Origin of the sequence: Butyrivibrio proteoclasticus, from assembly GCF_900115735.1 — a bacterium.
Lineage (GTDB): Bacteria > Bacillota > Clostridia > Lachnospirales > Lachnospiraceae > Butyrivibrio > Butyrivibrio proteoclasticus_B.
The window spans coordinates 57020-78231 of sequence record NZ_FOXO01000018.1; the positions used below are offsets into that span (position 1 = coordinate 57020).

The 21212-nt window shown below is 40.1% G+C and carries 16 protein-coding genes and 1 riboswitch; of the genes, 15 read left to right on the plus strand and 1 reads right to left on the minus strand.

Annotation, left to right across the window (positions count from 1 at the left end):
- Positions 1-38 precede the first annotated feature (38 nt).
- The 12 genes from BM146_RS11765 (at position 39) to BM146_RS11820 (ending at position 16974) form a co-directional block, all read left to right on the plus strand.
- Positions 39-2114, plus strand: coding sequence for a glycosyltransferase family 2 protein (locus BM146_RS11765; protein WP_177201647.1), 2076 nt, complete (start codon positions 39-41; stop codon positions 2112-2114).
- 15 nt (positions 2115-2129) lie between these two features.
- Positions 2130-4190 carry a glycosyltransferase family 2 protein gene (locus tag BM146_RS11770; protein ID WP_074889099.1) on the plus strand — a complete coding sequence of 687 codons (2061 nt, stop codon included), beginning with the start codon at positions 2130-2132 and terminating at the stop codon, positions 4188-4190.
- Positions 4191-4422: 232 nt separating this feature from the next.
- Positions 4423-6162, plus strand: coding sequence for a phospho-sugar mutase (locus tag BM146_RS11775; protein WP_074889102.1), 1740 nt, complete (start codon positions 4423-4425; stop codon positions 6160-6162).
- 99 nt (positions 6163-6261) lie between these two features.
- Positions 6262-7713, plus strand: a complete 1452-nt coding sequence (locus BM146_RS11780; RefSeq protein WP_074889106.1) for a glycosyltransferase family 2 protein — start codon at positions 6262-6264, stop codon at positions 7711-7713.
- 11 nt (positions 7714-7724) lie between these two features.
- Positions 7725-8696: a glycosyltransferase family 2 protein gene (locus tag BM146_RS11785; protein ID WP_074889110.1), complete on the plus strand. Its 972-nt coding sequence runs from the start codon at positions 7725-7727 to the stop codon at positions 8694-8696.
- Positions 8693-10096 (plus strand): undecaprenyl-phosphate glucose phosphotransferase, encoded by a 1404-nt coding sequence (locus tag BM146_RS11790; protein ID WP_074889114.1) that lies wholly within the window; start codon positions 8693-8695, stop codon positions 10094-10096. The genes BM146_RS11785 and BM146_RS11790 overlap by 4 nt, the downstream gene beginning before the upstream one ends.
- A 122-nt stretch (positions 10097-10218) precedes the next feature.
- Positions 10219-11544, plus strand: coding sequence for an LCP family protein (locus tag BM146_RS11795; RefSeq protein ID WP_074889117.1), 1326 nt, complete (start codon positions 10219-10221; stop codon positions 11542-11544).
- Positions 11545-11673: 129 nt separating this feature from the next.
- A complete protein-coding gene (locus BM146_RS11800; protein WP_074889120.1) occupies positions 11674-12612 on the plus strand; it encodes a glycosyltransferase family 2 protein in 939 nt (312 codons plus the stop codon).
- 1 nt (position 12613) lies between these two features.
- Positions 12614-13273, plus strand: a complete 660-nt coding sequence (locus tag BM146_RS11805; RefSeq protein ID WP_074889124.1) for a GTP pyrophosphokinase — start codon at positions 12614-12616, stop codon at positions 13271-13273.
- Between the two features lie 315 nt (positions 13274-13588).
- Positions 13589-13978, plus strand: coding sequence for a hypothetical protein (locus BM146_RS11810; protein ID WP_074889127.1), 390 nt, complete (start codon positions 13589-13591; stop codon positions 13976-13978).
- A gap of 113 nt (positions 13979-14091) precedes the next feature.
- Complete coding sequence (locus tag BM146_RS11815) at positions 14092-15591, plus strand: peptidoglycan DD-metalloendopeptidase family protein (protein WP_242949392.1); 1500 nt, start codon at positions 14092-14094, stop codon at positions 15589-15591.
- A gap of 93 nt (positions 15592-15684) precedes the next feature.
- Positions 15685-16974, plus strand: coding sequence for a UDP-N-acetylglucosamine 1-carboxyvinyltransferase (locus BM146_RS11820; RefSeq protein ID WP_074889133.1), 1290 nt, complete (start codon positions 15685-15687; stop codon positions 16972-16974).
- Between the two features lie 32 nt (positions 16975-17006).
- Here BM146_RS11820 and BM146_RS11825 read toward each other — a convergent pair whose 3' ends face one another.
- Positions 17007-18098: an HD-GYP domain-containing protein gene (locus BM146_RS11825; RefSeq protein ID WP_074889137.1), complete on the minus strand. Its 1092-nt coding sequence runs from the start codon at positions 18096-18098 to the stop codon at positions 17007-17009.
- 304 nt (positions 18099-18402) lie between these two features.
- A riboswitch (FMN riboswitch) is annotated at positions 18403-18532 on the plus strand.
- 114 nt (positions 18533-18646) lie between these two features.
- Here BM146_RS11825 and BM146_RS11830 point away from each other — a divergent pair.
- The 3 genes from BM146_RS11830 (at position 18647) to tsaB (ending at position 21211) form a co-directional block, all read left to right on the plus strand.
- Complete coding sequence (locus BM146_RS11830) at positions 18647-19429, plus strand: ECF transporter S component (RefSeq protein ID WP_074889140.1); 783 nt, start codon at positions 18647-18649, stop codon at positions 19427-19429.
- A 119-nt stretch (positions 19430-19548) separates the two neighbouring features.
- Positions 19549-19986: a tRNA (adenosine(37)-N6)-threonylcarbamoyltransferase complex ATPase subunit type 1 TsaE gene (gene tsaE / locus BM146_RS11835; protein WP_074889143.1), complete on the plus strand. Its 438-nt coding sequence runs from the start codon at positions 19549-19551 to the stop codon at positions 19984-19986.
- 13 nt (positions 19987-19999) lie between these two features.
- Complete coding sequence (gene tsaB / locus BM146_RS11840; protein ID WP_074889145.1) at positions 20000-21211, plus strand: tRNA (adenosine(37)-N6)-threonylcarbamoyltransferase complex dimerization subunit type 1 TsaB; 1212 nt, start codon at positions 20000-20002, stop codon at positions 21209-21211.
- The last annotated feature ends 1 nt before the right edge of the window (position 21212 follow it).

Below are 21212 nucleotides of genomic sequence, written 5' to 3' on the forward strand. Positions count from 1 at the left end.
GAATGCTTAAAGACCTGGCAAAAAGTGCTCTGATAAAATTGAATGTAATTAAATACAACAGAACTGTTAATGCTAAGTCTTCAGCTTATGATAAATGGCAGAAAGCCATTGAAAAACAGCCTGTTGTTAAGGCAGATGCGCCTGTCATTATGGAGACTCTGGAAACAGGAGAGGTTGTGCCTTACAAAAAGCCTGATCCAAAGGTAAAGATAATTACCTATTCCAAGGTGTGGGACGTATCCGGTATTAATGGTGATGCGAATACTATCTACATCTTTGCAAGCAACAGGGGCAAACTTACCAAAAGAGCTGCAGAGGTCATTAAGCAGTACTTTATTGCTCATCCGGAGCACAATGTAGTTTACGGAGACGAAGATGAAATTGGAACCAGAGGCAAATATATTCACCCATATTTCAAGCCCGATTGGTCTCCGGACTCTTATTTGAATGCTTTCTATATAGGCAGCATTTTTGCATGCCGTTCAGAAACCCTGCATGCAGCTTCGACGGAATATGATAATGCCGTAAGGATGCTTGGTGGTGTTTCCAACAAAAAAAATACACCAGAGCAGATTGGACTTGAGGCATCGCTTCTTGCAGCAGATGTCCTGTTTTGTATGCTGGCAATTCATGAGAGGGCTTTTGCAAAAAGAACCGGCATGGAACTTCCAATTGGTCATATCAATGAGGTGTTATTCCATCGAAGTGGTGAGCAGGAGGTCTTTTACGGAAGATCGTTTCATAATTCAAAACATATGCTGTTAAAGCCTGCTACAGTCAGTATTATAATTCCGTCCAAGGATCATCCGGATATTCTCCAGCAATGTGTTGACTCTATAATTGAGACAACAAGTGATGAGAATATCAAATATGAAATAGTGATAATAGATAATGGGTCATCTGCTGCAAACAGGATCAAGTACGGAGCATATTGCGGCCGTATTTCTCGTAAGAATGGCCTCACTAAAATAAACTATATTTATAAACTTCAGGAGTTTAATTTCTCGGCTATGTGTAATCAGGGCGTGAGAAATTCAACAGGAGAATATCTCCTTTTCCTAAATGATGATATTGAAGCTAAAAAGGATGGTTGGCTTCGTGAGATGCTTTCCCAGGCACAGCTTGGCCATGTGGGAGCCGTTGGAGCAAAGCTTATTTACCCTGACACAGATTTAATCCAGCATGCAGGAATAGCCAATGTAAGACGAGGTCCTGTTCACAAACTGCAGAAAATGCATGATGTGAAGAACCACTATTTTGGCTATAACAGAGGTGTTCACAACAATATTGGTGTTACTGCAGCATGTCTTTTGATAAGCAGGAAAAAATATAATGATATCGGAGGCTTCCCTGAGGAGCTGAAGGTGGCTTTTAATGATGTGGATTTCTGTTACTCTGTGATAGAGGCAGGCTACTACAATGTTTGCTGCAATCATATTTATCTTTATCATCATGAGTCACTTACAAGGGGAATTGATAATCTTGACCCCAAAAAGATGGAAAGGCTTGGGCGTGAAGGTGATACGCTCATGAGACGCCATTCGCATCTATACAATTTTGATCCGTTCTATAGTCCGCATCTTACTGAAGATGAGACTATTTCTGCAATTATACCGAAAGAGGATTATACTCCGGTTGAAGATATTCCGTATAGTCGTATTACATCGCACGAAAATGGAATAGAAGGAGTTAGAGAAGATCAGTGCCTGAGGATTGGTTGTGAGTACAATGGAACTTTAGACAACTGGTTGTATGGTGTTACCGCTGAGGGCAATGATGCCGGGTATTATTTAAAGGGCTATAGTTTTGTTATTGGTTCTGATAATGCCATTTTTGAAAAGCAGCTTCTTTTGCGCCTTGTGGAGAGGCACGAAAACGGCGCCGGTCCTACTGATAATAAGGTTTATACCGTTCCTCTTTACACGTGGTACAGGCCTGATATCATGATAAGACTTCAGGATCAGGTTAACGTTGACCTGACAGGGTACAAGGTAAAGATAAAAAAAGGTGACCTTGCACCGGGGTATTATCAGATCGGTATGCTTGCTGTTGATAAGACCAGTCGCCTTAAACTGGTGAATTGGGTACCCAATATTCTTAACGTGAAAGAGTGAGATTTAGGAGTAGTAATGAGTGATATTGATTTTAAGTCTGCATATGAGAAAGAAAAGCTTAAGAGTGCAGAGCTGGCCAGCAGAATAGCTGAGCTTGAGGATAAGAATCAGGAGCTTCAGTTTAAGCTGGACAGGATTAAGAATAATCCCATATGGAAGGCTTCAACTCCTGCCAGAAATACCATGCACTGGGTGATCAGGCAAAGAGACAGGATTAGAAATCAGGGATCTTTAAAAGGAGTCATTGCCAAGATAAAGTACAAGCAGATTGAGAAAAAGGCAATGACTCACTACGGAACTGAAAGCTTTCCAAGTGAAGAGACCAGGAAAGAGCAGGAAAATACAAGGTTTGAATATGCACCGCTTATTTCCATCCTTGTGCCTTTATACAACACTCCTGAGAAATTTTTGAGGGACATGATTGAGTCAGTTTTGACTCAGACATATTCTAACTGGCAGCTTTGTCTTGCTGATGGTTCTGATGCTGAACATATTGAACTTGTGTCAAGGATTGTTAAGGAGTATCAGGATAAGGATTTAGATAATGGAGCCGGAAAAAGATTAAAGAATAGAATCAGTTACATGAAGCTTGAGAAAAATGAGGGTATTTCAGGTAATACCAACCATTGTCTTGAGTTGGCAGAGGGTGAATATATAGGTCTTTTTGATCATGATGATATTCTTCATCCGGAAGTTCTTTATTGGTATGTAAAGGCGATTAATGAGGAAAAGGCAGATTATCTTTACTGTGATGAGACGACCTTCAAGGGTGATGACATCAATAAGATGATCACTATGCATTTTAAGCCTGATTATGCAATTGACAATTTAAGGGCTAATAACTATATTTGCCATTTCAGTGTTTTTAAAAGAACTCTTTTAGAGGGAACAGAACTCTTTAGAACTAAGTTTGATGGAAGTCAGGACCACGACATGATTCTTCGTCTGACTGACAGAGCGCAGCATATCGTTCATATTCCAAAGCTTTTGTACTACTGGAGATCCCACGCGGGGTCGGTTGCTTCAGATATCAATGCAAAACCATATGCCATTGAGGCTGCAAAGGGCGCGGTTGCTGATCACTTAAGGCGACACGGTTACGATCACTTTAAGATTTCAAGCACCAGAGCTTTTGAGACAATCTTTAAGATTTCATATGAGGTTGTGGGAACGCCCAAGATAAGCATTGTAATTCCAAACTGTGAGCATGCAGAAGACCTTAAGAGATGTATAGATTCAATTTATGAGAAATCTGTTTACGACAATTACGAGATAATCGTTGTTGAGAATGGCAGCAAGGGTTCAGAAATAAAGGGCTATTACGAAGAACTTAAGAATGGCTCATTAAAAGATATAGTGAAGGTGGTTGATTTCTACGAGAATGGTCTTCATTTAAATGCGGATGGCTCAAAGCCGGCGTTTAACTATTCAGCAGTTGTAAACTATGGAGTTTCAAAATCTACCGGTGAATACATAGTTCTTTTGAACAATGATACTCAGGTTATAACGGTTAACTGGATGGAAGAGCTGCTTATGTACGCTCAGAGAAGTGATGTTGGAGCAGTTGGTGCAAAGCTTTATTTCCCTGACAGAAAGATTCAACATGCTGGCGTAGTGCTTAAGCTTGGTGCACACAGAACAGCAGGCCATTCACATTATGGCCAGGCAGGTATGAACCTTGGATACATGGGACGACTTTGCTATGCTCAGGATGTCAGCGCTGTTACAGGCGCATGCCTTATGGTGAGCAGGGCAAAATATGATGAGGTTGGCGGCTTTGATGAAGGTTTTAGAGTAAGTCTTAATGATGTGGACTTTTGTTTAAAGCTTCGTGACAAGGGATATCTGAATGTATTTACTCCATTTGCCGAGCTTTATCACTATGAGTCATTGTCAAGGGGACTTGACCTTGAAGGTGAAAATGCAAAGCGCTACGAGGCAGAGTCAGAGCACTTCAGAACAAAATGGAAGGCAGTACTTGATAAGGGTGATCCATACTACAATCCGAACTTCTCACTTGATAGAAGTGATTTTAGTTTAAATGTAGAGGGCTATTCAAGCTTAAGAGTACAGTAATCGGCTTTATGTGATATAATATTATGATGGAGGCGTCAAAAGTCGAAAATGCGTACATGCTTGCATGTTAAGCATTTTGACTTTATGAACCGAACAAATATGAGAAATAAACAATTTACGTAGTAAATTAGCGGTTTCCGGATATTTGTAGAATTGCGAGAGTTTCGAAGAAACGACGCAATTCGTATATCATATTATCGGTTTTAATTTCAAAATTTAGGAGGAAAGATATATGAGTAAAGCTACAGAACAGTTTGAGTATTGGCTTAACAATGATTATTTTGACCAGGAGACAAAGGATGAGCTCCTTGCCATCAGAAATAATGCTGATGAGGTTGAAGATCGTTTCTATAGAGAACTTGAATTTGGTACAGGCGGACTTCGTGGAGTTATCGGAGCGGGCACAAACAGAATGAATAAATACGTTGTAAGAAAGGCTACACAGGGTCTTGCTAATTACATCAAAAAGCACGGCGGAGCTGATGCAGCAAAGAAGGGCGTTGCTATTTCCTATGACTGCAGAAAGTTTTCACCTGAGTTTGCAGAAGAGACAGCTCTTTGTCTTGCAGCAAACGGAATCAAGGCTTATGTAAGTGATATCCTTCGTCCTACACCTGAGCTTTCTTTTGCACTTAGAGAGTTTGGATGTATTGCAGGTGTAATGGTTACAGCTTCTCACAATCCACCTGAATACAACGGATATAAGGTATACTGGGAGGACGGCGCACAGATCACACCTCCTCACGATACAGGAATCATCAGTGAAGTTATGGCTATCACTGATTACAATGAAGTTAAGACAATGCCAAAGGAAGAGGCTGTTAAGGCAGGTCTTTATGTTTCATTTGGCGAAGAGCTTGATGATAAGTACATGGTTGAGCTTAAGAAGCAGATCATCCATCAGGATGTTATTGATGAGATGGCTGATAAGTTCACTATCGTTTATACACCATTCCACGGAACAGGTAATCTTCCTGTAAGAAGAGTTCTTAAGGAACTTGGATTTAAGAATGTGTTCGTAGTACCTGAGCAGGAACTTCCGGATCCTGACTTCACAACACTTGAATATCCTAATCCTGAAGATCCTAAGGCATTTAAGCTTGCCCTTGAGCTTGCAAAAGAGAAGGATGCAGACATTGTTCTTGCAACTGACCCTGATGCAGACCGTCTTGGAATCTATGCAAAAGATACAAAGACAGGTGAATATGTTGGATTTACTGGTAACATGTCAGGTATGCTCATTGGTGACTATATCTTAAGAGAGCGCACAAAGACAAATACAATGCCGGCTAACCCTGCATTTGTTACTACTATTGTTACTACAAACATGGCAAAGACTGTTGCCAAGAAGTATGGCTGCCATTACATTGAAGTTCTTACAGGATTTAAGTATATCGGCGAGCAGATCAAATTATTCGAGCAGAACGGACAGTCTTACAACTATGTATTTGGTCTTGAGGAGTCCTATGGATGTCTTGCAGGAACACACGCAAGAGATAAGGATGCTGTTGTTGCAGTTATGTGTCTCTGCGAACTTGCTGCTTTCTACAAAAAGCAGGGCAAGAGCGTATGGGATGCTATGATTGATATGTACGAAGAGTATGGCTATTACAAGGAAGGTCAGTACTCAATCACAATGAAGGGCAAGGAAGGCGCAGAGCAGATTGCAGCACTTATGGATAAGCTTCGCAGCAATCCACCTAAGGAGTTCGGCCAGTGGAAGGTTGAAGAGTTCAGAGACTACAAGACAGGCAAGACTCTTGATATGGCTACAGGCAAGGAAGGCGAGACAGGGCTTCCTACATCAAATGTTCTTTACTTTGCACTTGATAACGATGCATGGTGCTGTGCAAGACCTTCAGGCACAGAGCCTAAGATCAAGTTCTACATGGGCGTTAAGGGTAAAGACCTTGCTGATGCAGACAAACTTCAGGAAGAACTCACAAATGCGGTTAAGGCTGTAATTGGCTGAAAGCACTTGACGAGGTAATATCGAGGCTAGTGCGAACGTGTTTTGGCGAGGCTTTAGCCGAGAGCAAAACTTCTTCATTTTAAAACTCAGGAGATATTTATGGGCATAAAGAATGCAGCAAAAAAAACAATAGCATATGCGAAACGCAATGGTGCTAAGGCTGCATTCTTTGCTGCTATTGAAAGATTGTCTGAAAATAGAAAAGAAAAATATACATATAATGAATTGTCAGAGGCGGTACTCAATGAGCAAAAGCAGGAGTACAAGGTTCTGGCAGAAACAGGAGGCGCTTTGCGGTTTAGCATTGTAGTGCCTCTTTTTAATACTCCGGAGAAATATCTTTGTCAGATGATAGATTCTGTAGTCGCTCAGACTTATGGGAACTGGGAGCTGGTCCTTGCAGATGCTTCACCGGTAGAATCTGATTTGGTAAAAAAGTATATGAAGGAAGATCCAAGGATAAAATATTATCACCTTGGTGCCAATGAAGGTATTTCTGAAAACACCAATAGAGGGATTGAGAAAGCTGTTGGCGATTATATAGGCCTTTTGGACCATGATGATCTGCTTACACCGGATGCACTATATGAAGTTTCAAGAGTGATAAAAAAGAGCATGTCAAGAAACCACCTCACACAGTTTCAGACATGCCCCATCAGGCTTATCTATTCAGATGAAGATAAGTTTGATGATCACAAAAATCTTTATTATGAACATCATCAAAAACCTTCATTTAATTTGGATTATCTTTTGTCCAATAATTATATCTGTCATTTTACAGTAATGAGGGCTGATATAATAAAGAGACTTAAATTTAGAAAAAAATATGACGGAGCTCAGGATTTTGATCTTGTTTTAAGAGCTTGTCTTGAGGCAACGCTGTCAATGCCAATGGCTACTGATCAGATTGCCCACATTGATAAGGTTCTTTATCATTGGAGATGTCATAAAGGTTCCACAGCATCCAATCCTGCCAGTAAAATGTATGCTTATGAGGCAGGGAAGATTGCTATCGGCGATGCTTTAAGGAAGTATGGAGTGGAGGCGGAAATAGCTAAACTTCCACATCTTGGATTTTACAGAGTCAATTATTCAGAAGATATTTTTTTTCAGAGAAAAGATATTGGCTGTGTTGGCGGTAAGCTAATAAACAAAAAAGGCAGAGTTGCCGGAGGAATTTACCAAAAAGACGGTACTTCAGTATTTAATGGATTGCCGGTTGGTTATAGTGGCGGCCTTCAGCATAAAGCTGTTGTACAGCAGGACTGCTATGCAGTGGACATAAGATGCATGGCACTTAGACCTGAGTTTGCACAGTCGTTTAAGGATATTGCAGGTTTTGAGTATGAGGATACGTTTAGTGACTTGCAAAAGGATGTGGCTGATACAGGTCTTGATAGTGTTCAGGCTGATAGAAAAGCAGCATATCTTGAAAAAATTAATAGTTTGACAGAGGAAGAAATCCTTAAGATCAATTTAAAAATCGGGGAAGAAATGAAAAGGCATGGCTTAAGGGTTATGTGGGATCCACAGATTGTCAGGAAAATATAGGGAAAGAGCGTATGGAAAAAGTTTCGGTTATAATTCCCAATTATAATGGAAAAAAGTTTTTGAATGATTGCCTTGAAAGCTTGAAAAAGCAGACTTTCAGGGATTTTAGAGTACTTATAGTTGACAATGGATCAACGGATGGAAGTCAGGATTTTATAAAAAATAATTATCCAAGGGTAACATTAGTGGCTCTTCCTGAAAATACCGGTTTTGCCAATGCTGTGAATATTGGCATAAAATCCTGTATGTCAGAGTATGTTTTTTTACTGAATGATGATACCGTCTGCTCAGAAGATGTGCTGGAAAGATTGGTGTCCACTATGGACAGGAAAAAGAAAATTTTCAGTGCGCAGGCCAAGATGCTTCAGTTTAAAGAGCCGCACCTTATCGACGATGCGGGTGATCTTTATTGTGCTTTGGGATGGGCCTTTTCTCCGGGAAGAGATAAGGATAACAAGTATTTTTCAAGCATTGAACCTGTGACCAGTGCCTGTGCGGGAGCTGCCATATACAGAAGAGAGCTTTTTAATGAAGTTGGGCTTTTTGATCCTGCACATTTTTGCTATCTTGAGGATATTGACATTGGATACAGAGCAAGATTAAAGGGGTATATCAACGTCTGTGATCCGGGAGCAATAGTTTATCACGCAGGAAGCGGTACAAGCGGTTCAAGATATAACAGATTTAAGGTTGAACTTACTGCGGGAAATAATTTATACTTTATTTATAAAAATATGCCTATCCTTCAGATAGTTGTAAACTTGCCGCTTATTCTGGCAGGAATATTGATAAAGCATGTTTTTTATACAAAGAGGGGACTTGGAGGAGCACATCTAAAGGGGCTTGCCCTTGGCTTATCCAAGATTAGAGTTAATGCCGACAAAAGAGTGGCATTTGGGAAAAAAGAAATCTTTAACAGTTTTAGGATGCAGCTGGAGCTGTGGATTAACTGTGCCAGGAAGTTTGGGGCTGTATTTTTATGATAAAAGATAATCAGGTTCATTTAAACAGGGCGCATGTAGTTGCGGACGGGCTTATTGTAGCCGGTTCTTACGTTGCGTCTTATTTTATAAAGTTTGAGCTATTTAGTAACAGGTTACCTGGTGGACACCTGCCTATGGGGATATACTTCAGGGCACTTTATTTTTTGGTTCCGGCGTACCTTATTCTTTATTATATGGTTCAGCTTTACACGCCACGACGTGCCCTCAGAATGTGGGACGAGTTCATGGATGTGGTCAAAGCTAACGTGGCCGGTATCCTTGGCTTTTGGGTAATCCTTTTCCTTTTGAAGCACAACGACTTTTCCAGATCCATGATGATCATATTTGCTGTGTTGAATGTGACACTTGCAACAGCTTTCAGGATTGTTCTTAGAAAGTTTCTGAGGTATATAAGGAAAAAGGGCTACAACTTAAAACACGTTTTGCTTGTTGGATACTCAAGAGCGGCAGAAGGTTATATCAGTCGTATTCTTGATAATCCTCAATGGGGATATGAGATAGCCGGCGTTTTGGATGATTTTGTTCCTCTTGGAACTAATTACCATGGAGTTAAGGTTGTCGGTAAGATTGAGCAGCTTGGGCTATACCTTGAAAATAACAATTATGATGAGATAACGATCACGCTTCCTCTGGATGACTATGACAGACTGGAAGAGCTTGTTGCGCAGTGCGAGAAATCGGGAGTTCACACCAAGTTTATCCCGGATTATTCATCTCTTTTTCCAAGTAATCCATATACTGAGGATGTTCAGGGAATGCCTGTTATCAATATCAGGTATGTACCATTGACCAACTCATTTAATAAGGTGGCCAAAAGACTCGTGGACATTGTAGGATCTTTGTTTGCAATAATCATCTTTTCACCTTTAATGCTGGCTGCGGCTATAGCAGTTAAGGTTACAAGCAAGGGGCCTATTATCTACAAACAGGAGAGAATAGGGCTTAACGGTGTTCCGTTCAAGATGTACAAGTTCAGAACTATGAAGGTTCAGACTGAAGCTGAGGAAAAAAAGGGTTGGACAACAAAAGGAGACCCGAGGGTCACACGAATTGGGGCAATCCTTAGAAAGACAAGTATTGATGAGATGCCGCAGTTCTTTAATATTTTTATCGGGCAGATGTCTCTTGTTGGCCCAAGACCGGAGAGACCTCAGTTTGTTGAGAAGTTCAAAGAACAGATACCAAGGTATATGGTAAAACATCAGGTTAGACCGGGACTTACAGGCTGGGCGCAGATTAACGGATACCGCGGTGACACATCCATCAGAAAAAGAATCGATTATGATATCTATTATATCGAGAATTGGACTATGGCTTTTGATTTTAAGATAATGCTTGGAACAATCCGGTATGGATTCGTAAATAAAAATGCATATTAGAATTGATAAGGCGCAGGATAGAATAATTTATCCTGCGCTTGTATATTTGGAACATTTGTGGCATAGTATAATATGTTTTTTATTATGTAAATTATAATTTGCTGGGATAAAGGAGATAGAAAATGTCAAGGCGTGATGATGAATACTACGACAGAGACGAAAGACGTTCTTCTCACAAAAATAACGGGGAAGTGAGAAAGTCTGCTCGTGATAATAGATATCGTGATGATTACGACGATTATGATGATTATGACGATAAATCCGCAAGAAAGAGCTCAACAGGCTCCAGGAGCCATTCTTCTTCAAGAAGCGGTTCGAAGAGTCATTCAAGTGCGACCAGAAGCCAATCATCCAGAAGAGGTGGTTCACATGGTGGATCAGGTAAAAAGAATAATAACAAGAAGGCAATCATCATTCTTGTTGCAGAAATCTTAGTTGCTTGTATTCTTGTTCTTGTTGCGTACCATGTATTTTTTAAGGTCGATGTTACCAAGGTTGGTAAGGTCAATATGAACGAGGAAGTTATTTCAAATAGTATTAGTGAAACAGCTGCTGAAAACGAGCAGATGAAAGGCTATACCAATATCGCACTTTTTGGCGTTGATACACGTGATGAAGCCAAGAACCAGGGCGCTATCAAGAAAAACACCAGAACAGATACAATCATTATTGCTTCTATAAATAATGAAAATGGCGAAGTGAAGCTTTGTTCAGTTTATCGTGATACTTATCTTAATCTTAGTAATGATGAGTATACAAAGTGTAACGCAGCATACGCTGAAGGTGGTCCTGAGCAGGCTATTTCAATGCTTAACATGAATCTTGATATGGATATAGAGGACTTTATCACTATCGGATTCAAGGGACTGACAGATGTAGTTAACGCTCTCGGCGGTGTCGAGATCGATGTTACAGAGGCTGAGATTTCTCATCTTAATAACTATCAGGCAACAATGGCTACAGAGCTTGGACTTGAGTATGTGCCTGTAACAAGCACTGGTCTTCAGACACTTAATGGCCTTCAGGCAACAGCTTATTGCCGTATCAGATACACAGCAGGCGATGACTTCAAGCGTGCTGAAAGACAGAGAACAGTTCTTATGGCTTGTCTTGAAAAGGCAAAGGGCAAGAGCTATTCAGATCTTGAGACAATTGCCAACAAGGCATTTGATGAGACATATACTTCACTTGATCTTTCAGAGATCCTTGAACTTCTTAAGAATGTAGCTAATTACAATGTAGTTGATAATGGCGGATTCCCTGAAGAGAGCATGAGAGCAACAGGTACAATCGGTAAGAAGGGAAGCTGCGTAATTGCTGTTGATCTTGCAAGCAATGTTAAGTGGCTTCATCAGTTCCTGTTCAATGATACAGAGTATACAATTTCTCCAGATGTACAGAAATTTAGTGATAAGATCAAAGCTGATACAGATCCATATTTGAATTGATGATTTAATGCTGAGGGCATTTTAGACTGTAGAGATGGTATGTGCGTATTGTGCTTTAACAAAGCGCACATACCTCTTTTAAGTTAGAACCGTGCGCTCAGCATAAGTTGTATATAAAAGGAAAAACAGATGAATACAGTAGACGTAATTATTCCTACCTACAAGCCGGATTACTCTGTGCTGACAATGATCGATGATTTGGAAAAACAGTCATTGAGGCCAAGCCACATCATCATCATGAATACGGAGGAAAAATACTGGAATAAGCTTCTTGAGGAGACGAAAGAAAATCCTCTGGAAAAGTATGACAATATAATAGTAAAGCATGTAACAAAGGCTGAATTTGACCACGGTGAAACCAGAAATCAGGGAGTAGCATTATCTGATTCGGACTTCTTTTTAATGATGACTCAGGATGCGTTCCCGAGGGATAAGATGCTTATTAGTAATCTTGCAAAGGCATTGGACAGAGATGTGGCTGCGGCTTATGCAAGACAGTATCCGAAATCTGACTGCAATCTTGCAGAGAGATATTCAAGAAAGTTTAATTATCCCAATGAACCTATGAAAAAAACACAGGATGATGTGGATAAACTTGGAATAAAAACTTATTTTTGTTCAAATGTATGTGCCATGTACAGGCGTGACGTATATAATGTAATTGGTGGATTTACTCACAGAACTATTTTTAATGAGGATATGGTATTTGCGGGTAATGCCTGTCAGCGGGGCTATGCTATTATGTATGTTCCCGAGGCGGGAGTCATCCACTCGCACAATTACACTTGTATGCAGCAGTTTCACAGGAATTTTGACCTTGGTGTTTCACAGACTGATCATCCGGAGATCTTTGGCAGGATCAAATCGGAAACTGAAGGCAAAAAGATGGTGAGACAGACTATCGATCATTTCAGACATATAGGAAAAGCACATCTTATTCCGGGATATATTGTTATGTGTGGCTTCAGATGGATGGGCTATAAGCTTGGAAGAAATTATAAAAAGCTTCCTATGAGTGTTGTGAAACTTTGCAGTTTAAACAAAGAGTACTGGAAAACAAGGAGCTAATATGGAATTAGATCTCGCTGAGAGCAACATCAAGATTTCCGATGATATTAACACCTGGGAGGAAGTTAACCTTCTCTATAATGCTGCGCTTAAGCAGATAACCACCAAGATAGAGATACTTAACGAGGAGTTTCAGGAAGTTCACAGATATAACCCCATCGAGCACGTTAAGGCCAGAGTTAAGGCACCTGAGAGTATTGTAAAAAAGCTAAAGAGAAATGGGTATGAGTCTACAATAGGAAACATGGTCCGCTATGTTAATGACATAGCAGGAATCCGTATCATTTGCTCTTTTACATCGGATATATACAGAATTGCTGAGATGATCAGCAACCAGAAAGATATTCAGGTCCATACTGTTAAGGATTATATTATGAACCCTAAAAACAGCGGATACAGAAGCTATCACATGATAGTATCTCTCCCTGTTTATCTTTCAGACAGAATTGTTAATGTTAAGGTTGAAATCCAGATAAGAACTGTAGCCATGGATTTCTGGGCTTCTCTTGAGCACAAGATTCAGTACAAGTTTGAAGGTAAGGCTCCAAGTCATATCAATTCGGAGCTTACGCAATGTGCACAAATGGTGGCGGACCTTGATGCTCGCATGCTTTCACTTAATGAAGAGATTCAGGCAGTGGGAGAGAAGAAAGAGGATTAAGTCAGGACTATGGTAATGGTTTTGCGGCCATTACCATAATTGCCTTATTAATGAGGAGTGGCCAGATACGGTCTCCCGCACCTGGCCTATTATGAAAAAATCTATCTTTCTAAATTGAGTTGCCGTATTTCCATCGGCTATGGTATTAATATACAATTCAATTATTAACAAATTATGAACAAATAGTAAACAAATGGTAAAAGTGTACAACAAATGTATTTATATAAATATTGTCTTGTCTAATTTGCACAATGGATGATATTGTATATTGTATGCAGATCAGAGGGATAGTAGATTTCATTGGGAGGGAATATTTTGGATAACATTATGGATAAGCTCGCTAAGGAAATGAGTGCACAGGATATGATCAAAGCTAACACCCAGGCTGAGGTTGAGTCGGCTATCAGTGAGTCAGTTGAAGCAGTTTCCAAAAAAATGGAGGAGAACTTCAACAAAAAGTTTGATGAAAATAGCACAAAAACACATGATGTTGGTGTTCAGACCTACCGTAATGTTCAGGCAGTACTGAATAAACAGGAAGAGAAGCATCAGGAAGAATATAAAGAGATCAAAAAGAAATTTGAAGAAGTCCAATTTGCCATTGAAACCAAGAACACAGCGCTTCTTCCAATTCTTATAGTTACACTTCTCGTGGCAGGAGCGGACCTTGTTATAAATATTCTTAGAATTTTTGGTATCATTTAATACATTTTGGAAAGATTTACAACATGAATTTTAGAAACACGATTTTTAGAAACAGAATTAAAATTTGGTTTTTGCATTCCACTTTGGTGGTCATTGCTTTCTGGATCTTATTTATGCCTACATTTGTTAAGTTCCAGAAGGGAGGCAATAATCTTTTTACAATAACTTTAAACGGGCAGTTTGTTGGAACAGTGGCTTCAAGGAGCGATGCCTATGAAGCATATCGTACGGCGAGAAAAGAGATATCAAGTAGCGATGATGAGCTAACTCTTGCCGGAGCAGATATGACAATTGATGGTAGTGACAAAATTTTTGGCGCTGTCGACTCTATGGCAGATGTTACAAAGTCTATGGTTGAAGTTCTGACAGGAAGCAGAAAAAGTACGCTTAACCGAGCATACTCAATTAAGATTAATGAGTTTTCTGTGAATCTTGCTTCAATCGATGATGTAATGGAGCTTCTTGAGACAGCTCTTTCCACCTATGATACAGAGGACAAATATGATGTCACTTTGACTCTTGACCCAACCAGAGAAGTGAACGTTTTGACTCCGGTTGTTCTTAGTAAGGAAGAAGTAAAAAAAGAAGAGAAAAATGCCCAGACAAGCATGCCGGAATCCGGCTTTTCTCAAATGCTTACAGAGGCAGTCAGGGATGCTGCACCTATTTCCTATGACAAGGATTTTTCTGATTACGAGCTTGGTCTTTTATCCATAGATTTTGCGGATAAGGTTGAAATCGTAGAAAGCTATCTTCCTGATGATGAGATTACAGAGCTTTCAGAAGCTATTAATGAAGTGACCAAGGATAAAGAAACTAATCAGATCTATGAAGTGCAGGAAGGCGATGTTCTTGGCTCCATAGCTTTAAAATATGATCTTACAGTAGCAGATATCGTAGCTATGAACGGATTTTTGGAGAGTGAGAACACTACTATCCGAACAGGCGATGAACTTATAGTAACAGTTCCGGAACCTGAACTTTCAGTAGTCTACACAGTTCAAGAATACTATGAAGAGGACTATGAGGCAGAAGTTCAGTATGTCTATAACGATTCATGGTATACAACACAGAGTAAGGTAATACAGGAACCTTCCGCAGGACACAGAAAGGTTGTAGCTCTTGTGACATATAATGATGCCAGTGAGGTATCCAGTGAGATCCAGAAGGAAGAAGTTACTTATCAGGCTGTTCCTAAGATTGTTGAAAAGGGTACCATCGTTCCTCCTACATACATAAAACCTATTTCCGGTGGACGATTGACATCAGGATTTGGAAAGAGAACAAGTCCTACTAAAGGAGCAAGTTCTTACCATAAAGGCGTTGACTGGGCTACTCCTGTCGGAACAGCGGTTGTTGCATCTTCATCAGGTGTTGTTACAAGAGCCGGTTGGGGAAGCGGATATGGATACTGTGTATATATCAGGCATTCTGATGGAAGAGAGACCAGATATGGTCATCTTTCAAAAGTTCTTGTTTCAGTTGGACAGTCAGTTACTCAGGGACAAAAGATTGCGTTGTCAGGAAATACCGGTGTTTCCACTGGGCCGCACCTGCATTTTGAGATTTTGATTGGCGGTACTCAGGTCAATCCGTTGAATTATTTAAACTAAGCCATTTTTGACACATATATCATATTGTGCTATTAATATAATTTGGCAAAAGAGTTAATTTTTGAAAAATAGGTTATATGGGATGGGATTCCTATGGAAAAATATGTAATAAAAGGTGGAGTTCCTCTTGTAGGAGAAGTTGAAATAGGCGGTGCAAAGAACGCTGCGCTTGCGATTTTAGCTGCTGCTACAATGGCGGACGAAACTGTATATATAGACAATATGCCTGATGAGTCAGACACCAATGCTATGCTTCAGGCTATAAGTTCAACCGGTGCCTTTGTTGAGAGAACAGGAAGACATTCGGTTAAAATAAATGCTTCACAGATTCACACATATACAATAGAGGATTACATTAAAAAGATTCGCGCATCTTATTATCTGCTTGGGGCTTTTCTTGGAAAATATAAGAAAGCAGGAGTTGTACTTCCAAGCGGGTGTAACATAGGTCTTAGACCTATAGATCAGCATATCAAGGGCTTTACAGCTCTTGGCGCGCAGGTGAGCATTGAACATGGTATCATTGATGCTCATGCTGATAAACTTACTGGCAGTCACATTTACCTTGATGTTGTAAGTGTCGGTGCTACTATCAATATCATGATGGCAGCAGCTATGGCAGAGGGTAAGACTATTATTGAAAACGCTGCCAAGGAACCACATGTAGTAGATTTTGCAAACTTTCTTAACAGCATGGGTGCCAATATAAAGGGTGCCGGAACTGATGTTATCAGGATAAAAGGGGTTGAAAAGCTCCACGGTACTGAGTATACGATTATTCCTGACCAGATAGAGGCAGGGACATTTATGTTGGTAGCTGCAGCTACTAAGGGTGATATCACTATAAAGAATGTAATTCCCAAGCATTTGGAATCTATCAGTGCAAAACTTATAGAGATGGGATGTCAGATTCATGAGTCAGATGATGCGGTAAGAGTTGTAGCTACAAAGCGTCTTACCAATACCCATGTCAAGACACTTCCTTATCCGGGATTTCCAACAGATATGCAGCCTCAGATTACGGTTGCCCTTGGACTTGCAAGTGGTATCAGTATCGTAACAGAGAGTATTTTCGAGAACAGATTTAAATATGTTGATGAACTTACAAGAATGGGTGCATGCATTAAGGTTGAGGGCAGTACTGCAATTATTGAAGGTGTTGATAAGTATACTGGAGCTACAGTGTCAGCACCGGACCTTAGAGCAGGAGCGGCTCTTGTAATAGCAGCCCTTACAGCTGAAGGATTTTCATCTGTAGAGGACATCATGTATATCGAAAGAGGCTATGAAGACTTTGACAAAAAGCTTCGCGAGCTTGGTGCTCATATTGAAAAAGTTGACTCAGACTATGATATGCAGAAATTCAAATTGAAACATGCTTAATAAAAAAGGAAAGCTGAAATAGCTTTCCTTTTTTATAGGATTTTCTCAATGGTGACGCCCTTGCGCTTGCTAAGGTCGATATAATCATCACCTATTCTTACAGTTGGCTTTGACAGACTGTCCTGATTTACAAAAATGATCTCACCAATTTCTCCCGAACTCAGTTTAACAGTGCTTGAAATATATGTATTTACGATATTTTTCAAGAAGGTCATGATCATTTCAGAATCGTATTTTGTAAAACCATTTTCCTCAAAGAGCTCAATAGCTGTGAAGGGACAAAGAGGTTCGCGGTAGTATCTTGCACTGGTCATGGCATCGTATACATCTGCTATTGATACTAGCTTGGCATAACGATCGATCTGAGGAGCCTTGAGACCTTGTGGATAACCGGTGCCATCACATCTTTCGTGGTGCATAAGTGCTGCATTTTTAACATGATTACTAACTGGCTGGTCTTTTAGGACATCATATCCAATCTGTGGATGCTTTTTTATCTCTTCATATTCCTTTTCAGTAAGTTTTCCTGGCTTTTTTATTATGTCTTCAGGAATCATTACCTTTCCTATGTCGTGAAAAAGACCTGCCTGAGTTGCGATGTCGATTTCTGTATCGTCCATTTTAAGCCATTTGGCGAGAATGTTGGAAATGAGTGCTACGTTGATACAGTGGGTATAGGTAGCGTCATCATACTCTCGCAAATTGTGAAGCATATCGAATACTACATTAGTGTTTGGATTTTTCTTAAGCAGCCTGTAAATTGGTGCCATGAGATCTCCAACTTTGAATTCTTTGCTCTTTAGGATAACGTCGTTAATCGAGTTTTTAAAGGATTCAGAGCATTCTTCAAAACTCTTTTTGAACTCTTGGAATTCAGGTGTGGCCTTGATCCGATCCAAACGGGTATAAGAGCCATTGTAGTTCGCATCAGACTCATTTGTGGAAACTGTGACTATTTCGTCTTCAATATAGACTTCATCTATTGAATAAAAAGCCAACTTGGCAAGATCTTTCCTGGAAATGATATCGCCTTTGCTTAAAAGCACGATTTTTTGTGCATTTACATGAACGTCTTTTGCCAGTATCATACCTGGTTTGAGACTCTTTCGGTCTATAGCTTTCATGATTACCTCATAGACTTCTTATAAATTTATGACATCTTGAACTAAATTCCAGAAATCCGCATATACTGCGGATTTCGTGAGAATATGAGTGAAGAGTCAACCAAGCCTCATCGACGAAGTCGATTTAAATTGGCTTGGTTGATGCATTCTTGAATTGTTGATTCAAGAATGCATAGGTTTTTGTTTTTCCTCGATAGTTCCTGAGATTGACTTAATACATTCAAATTATAATTTTGCAAAATTAAATTGTCAAACACTCTTGACATATGGCTATATCCATTATAGTATTTGATTTAGAAAAAATATAGTTCTTCGGGGTAGGGTGTAATTCCCAACCGGCGGTATAGTCCGCGACCTACTTATCTTTTGTGATGAGTGGCTGATTTGGTGAGATTCCAAAACCGACAGTAAAGTCTGGATGAGAGAAGAATGCATGATTTTGGTTTGCGTACCCCAAGTATATTTACTTGGGATTTTTTATTTTCCTGATATTTTTTTAAACACAAAATCGTGTATAGGACTCCTCCCCCGAACAAAAGGAGGAAAAAATGAAACAGGAACAAAGTTTACTTCAGATCATTGCAGGGAATTCAGGCAGATTCATAGGCCTCATACTTCTTATAGTATTGGCTTTTGTATTGGCATATCTGGCTGAAACAATCGCAGCCAAAAAAGATCTGAGGGAAGGAAGAAAATCGGAGGGAATCTTAACACCAAGAAAGATGGCAATTATCGGTGTTTTCTCAGCAATATCTTTTGTGCTGATGCTTATAGAGTTTCCACTTCCAATCGCACCAAGCTTTTACAAATTCGACTTCAGCGATATTCCGGCTCTTATAGTTGGATTTGCGGCTGGACCATTTGCAGGAGTTATGGTGGAGTTTATAAAGGTTACACTTAATGTTCTCATCCAGGGAACAACTTCTGCTTTCGTAGGAGAAATAGCTAACTTTGTTATCGGAGCCTCTTTTGTAATGGTGGCTTCAATCGTATACAGATTTAAGAGAACCAGGAAAACTGCTCTTATCGGATGCATTCTCGCAACGCTTTGCATCGCTTTTATCGGCGCAGCATTAAATGCATTCTTCATGATTCCTGCTTATGCTCTTATGTTTGGTGGTGTAGAGAATATACTGAAAGCTGGAACAGAGATTTACCCATTTGTTGATAATCTCTTTACATTCTGTCTATTCTGCGTGGCGCCATTTAACCTTGTTAAAGGAATTGTTCACAGTGCAGTAACATTCCTTATCTACAAGCAGATAAGTCCTATATTAAAGGCAGAACCTATGCTTGTTGCCAAGAAGAAAACAGTTGAAGCTGACGCTTGATGGTGTCTGTAGTTTGATATGAATTTTTTTTAAGAGTCGCATGTAAAAGTGCGACTCTTTTTGCACCTTGTCTAATATGCTATACTATAATTTAGAATGTGATATTTGTGAGGCTTTATATGGATATAGTTACCCGACTTGAAACAAATAGTGCAAAAGAAACCTTCGAAATTGGAAAAAGAATCGGTGAGAATGCCACACCTGGCATGGTCTATACTTTGATCGGAGACCTGGGTGTTGGCAAGACTGTGCTCACTCAGGGAGTTGCAGCGGGACTTGGGATAAAAGGACCTGTCAGCAGTCCGACTTTTACTATACTTCAGGTTTATGACGAGGGAAGGATTCCCTTTTACCATTTCGATGTATACAGGATTGGTGACGTGAGCGAGATGGATGAAATTGGCTATGAGGATTATTTTTATGGCGATGGAGTCTGCTTCGTAGAATGGGCTAACCTGATAGAAGAGATTCTTCCTGAGCACTATACAGAGATTGTTATAGAAAAGAATCTTGAAAAAGGTTTTGACTATCGCCTTATTACAATGACAAAGAGATAATCCGGAGATATAAATGAAGATATTAGCAATTGATACATCAGGACTTGTGGGGGCTGTGGCTGTTTCAGACGGCGATATGCTGCTTTCACAATTCCTCATTCAGTACAAAACTACACACTCAGAGATACTGATGCCTATGCTTGATGACATCTGTAAAAAGATTCATCTTGACCTATCATCTATTGATGCCGTAGCTGTGGCTAAGGGACCAGGTTCTTTTACCGGGCTGAGGATAGGAAGTGCAACAGCAAAAGGACTTGCACTTGCCCTCGATAAACCCATAATAGCCATCCCGACAGTAGATGGTATTGCCTATAATCTATATGGGGTTGAGAAAATTATTTGTCCTATGATGGATGCCAAAAGAAATCAGGTGTACACAGGTATTTATACATTTGTTCCCAACAGGCAGGAGGGAAAGGTTCGCGAGCAGACCTTTGATATGCAGGTTATCCACGAACAGTTCGCAACCTCTGTGGAAAACATTGCTGAAGAGCTCAACAAAATTGGAAAACCTGTGGTTCTTTTGGGAGATGGTGTTCCTGTTTACAGGGATAAGCTTGAAGGACTTTTGACTGTTCCGTATTCCATAGCTCCATTTCATCAGAGCAGGCAGAATGCGGCAGCACTTTGCGCTCTGGCCAATGTTTATGCCGTTGAAAACAGGTTTACTACGGCAGATGAGTTTGCTCCTGACTATTTAAGACTTTCGCAGGCTGAACGAGAGGCTAAAGAAAATGGCGGAACAGCGCCTAAAAAGGACAGTACACCAAAGGCTCCGGGAATCATCAGGGTAAGGGAGATGACGCCTGAGGATGTTGACGATGCCTATAAGCTTGAAGAATCCAATTTAGGAAAAGAGGCCTGGACAAAAAAACAGCTTCTTGATGCCATGACACGCGATGACACAATTTATCTTGTGGCAGAAAAGGCCGGAAGAATTGTGGGACTATGCGGAGTTCAGAATATATCCGGTGAAGGCGAGATAACAAATGTATCGGTATCCGCTGACACCAGAAGAGAAGGCGTTGCCTATAAAATGCTGAGGCAGCTCATTGAAAGAGGTCACGGTCTTGGAATAGAATCCTATACCCTGGAAGTAAGAGAAGGAAATTCTCCTGCAATCGGTCTTTATGAGAGGCTGGGATTCGTTTCAGAGGGAAAAAGGCCAGGATTTTACGAGAATCCCAAAGAGGATGCCGTTATTTATTGGAAAAGGAAATAAT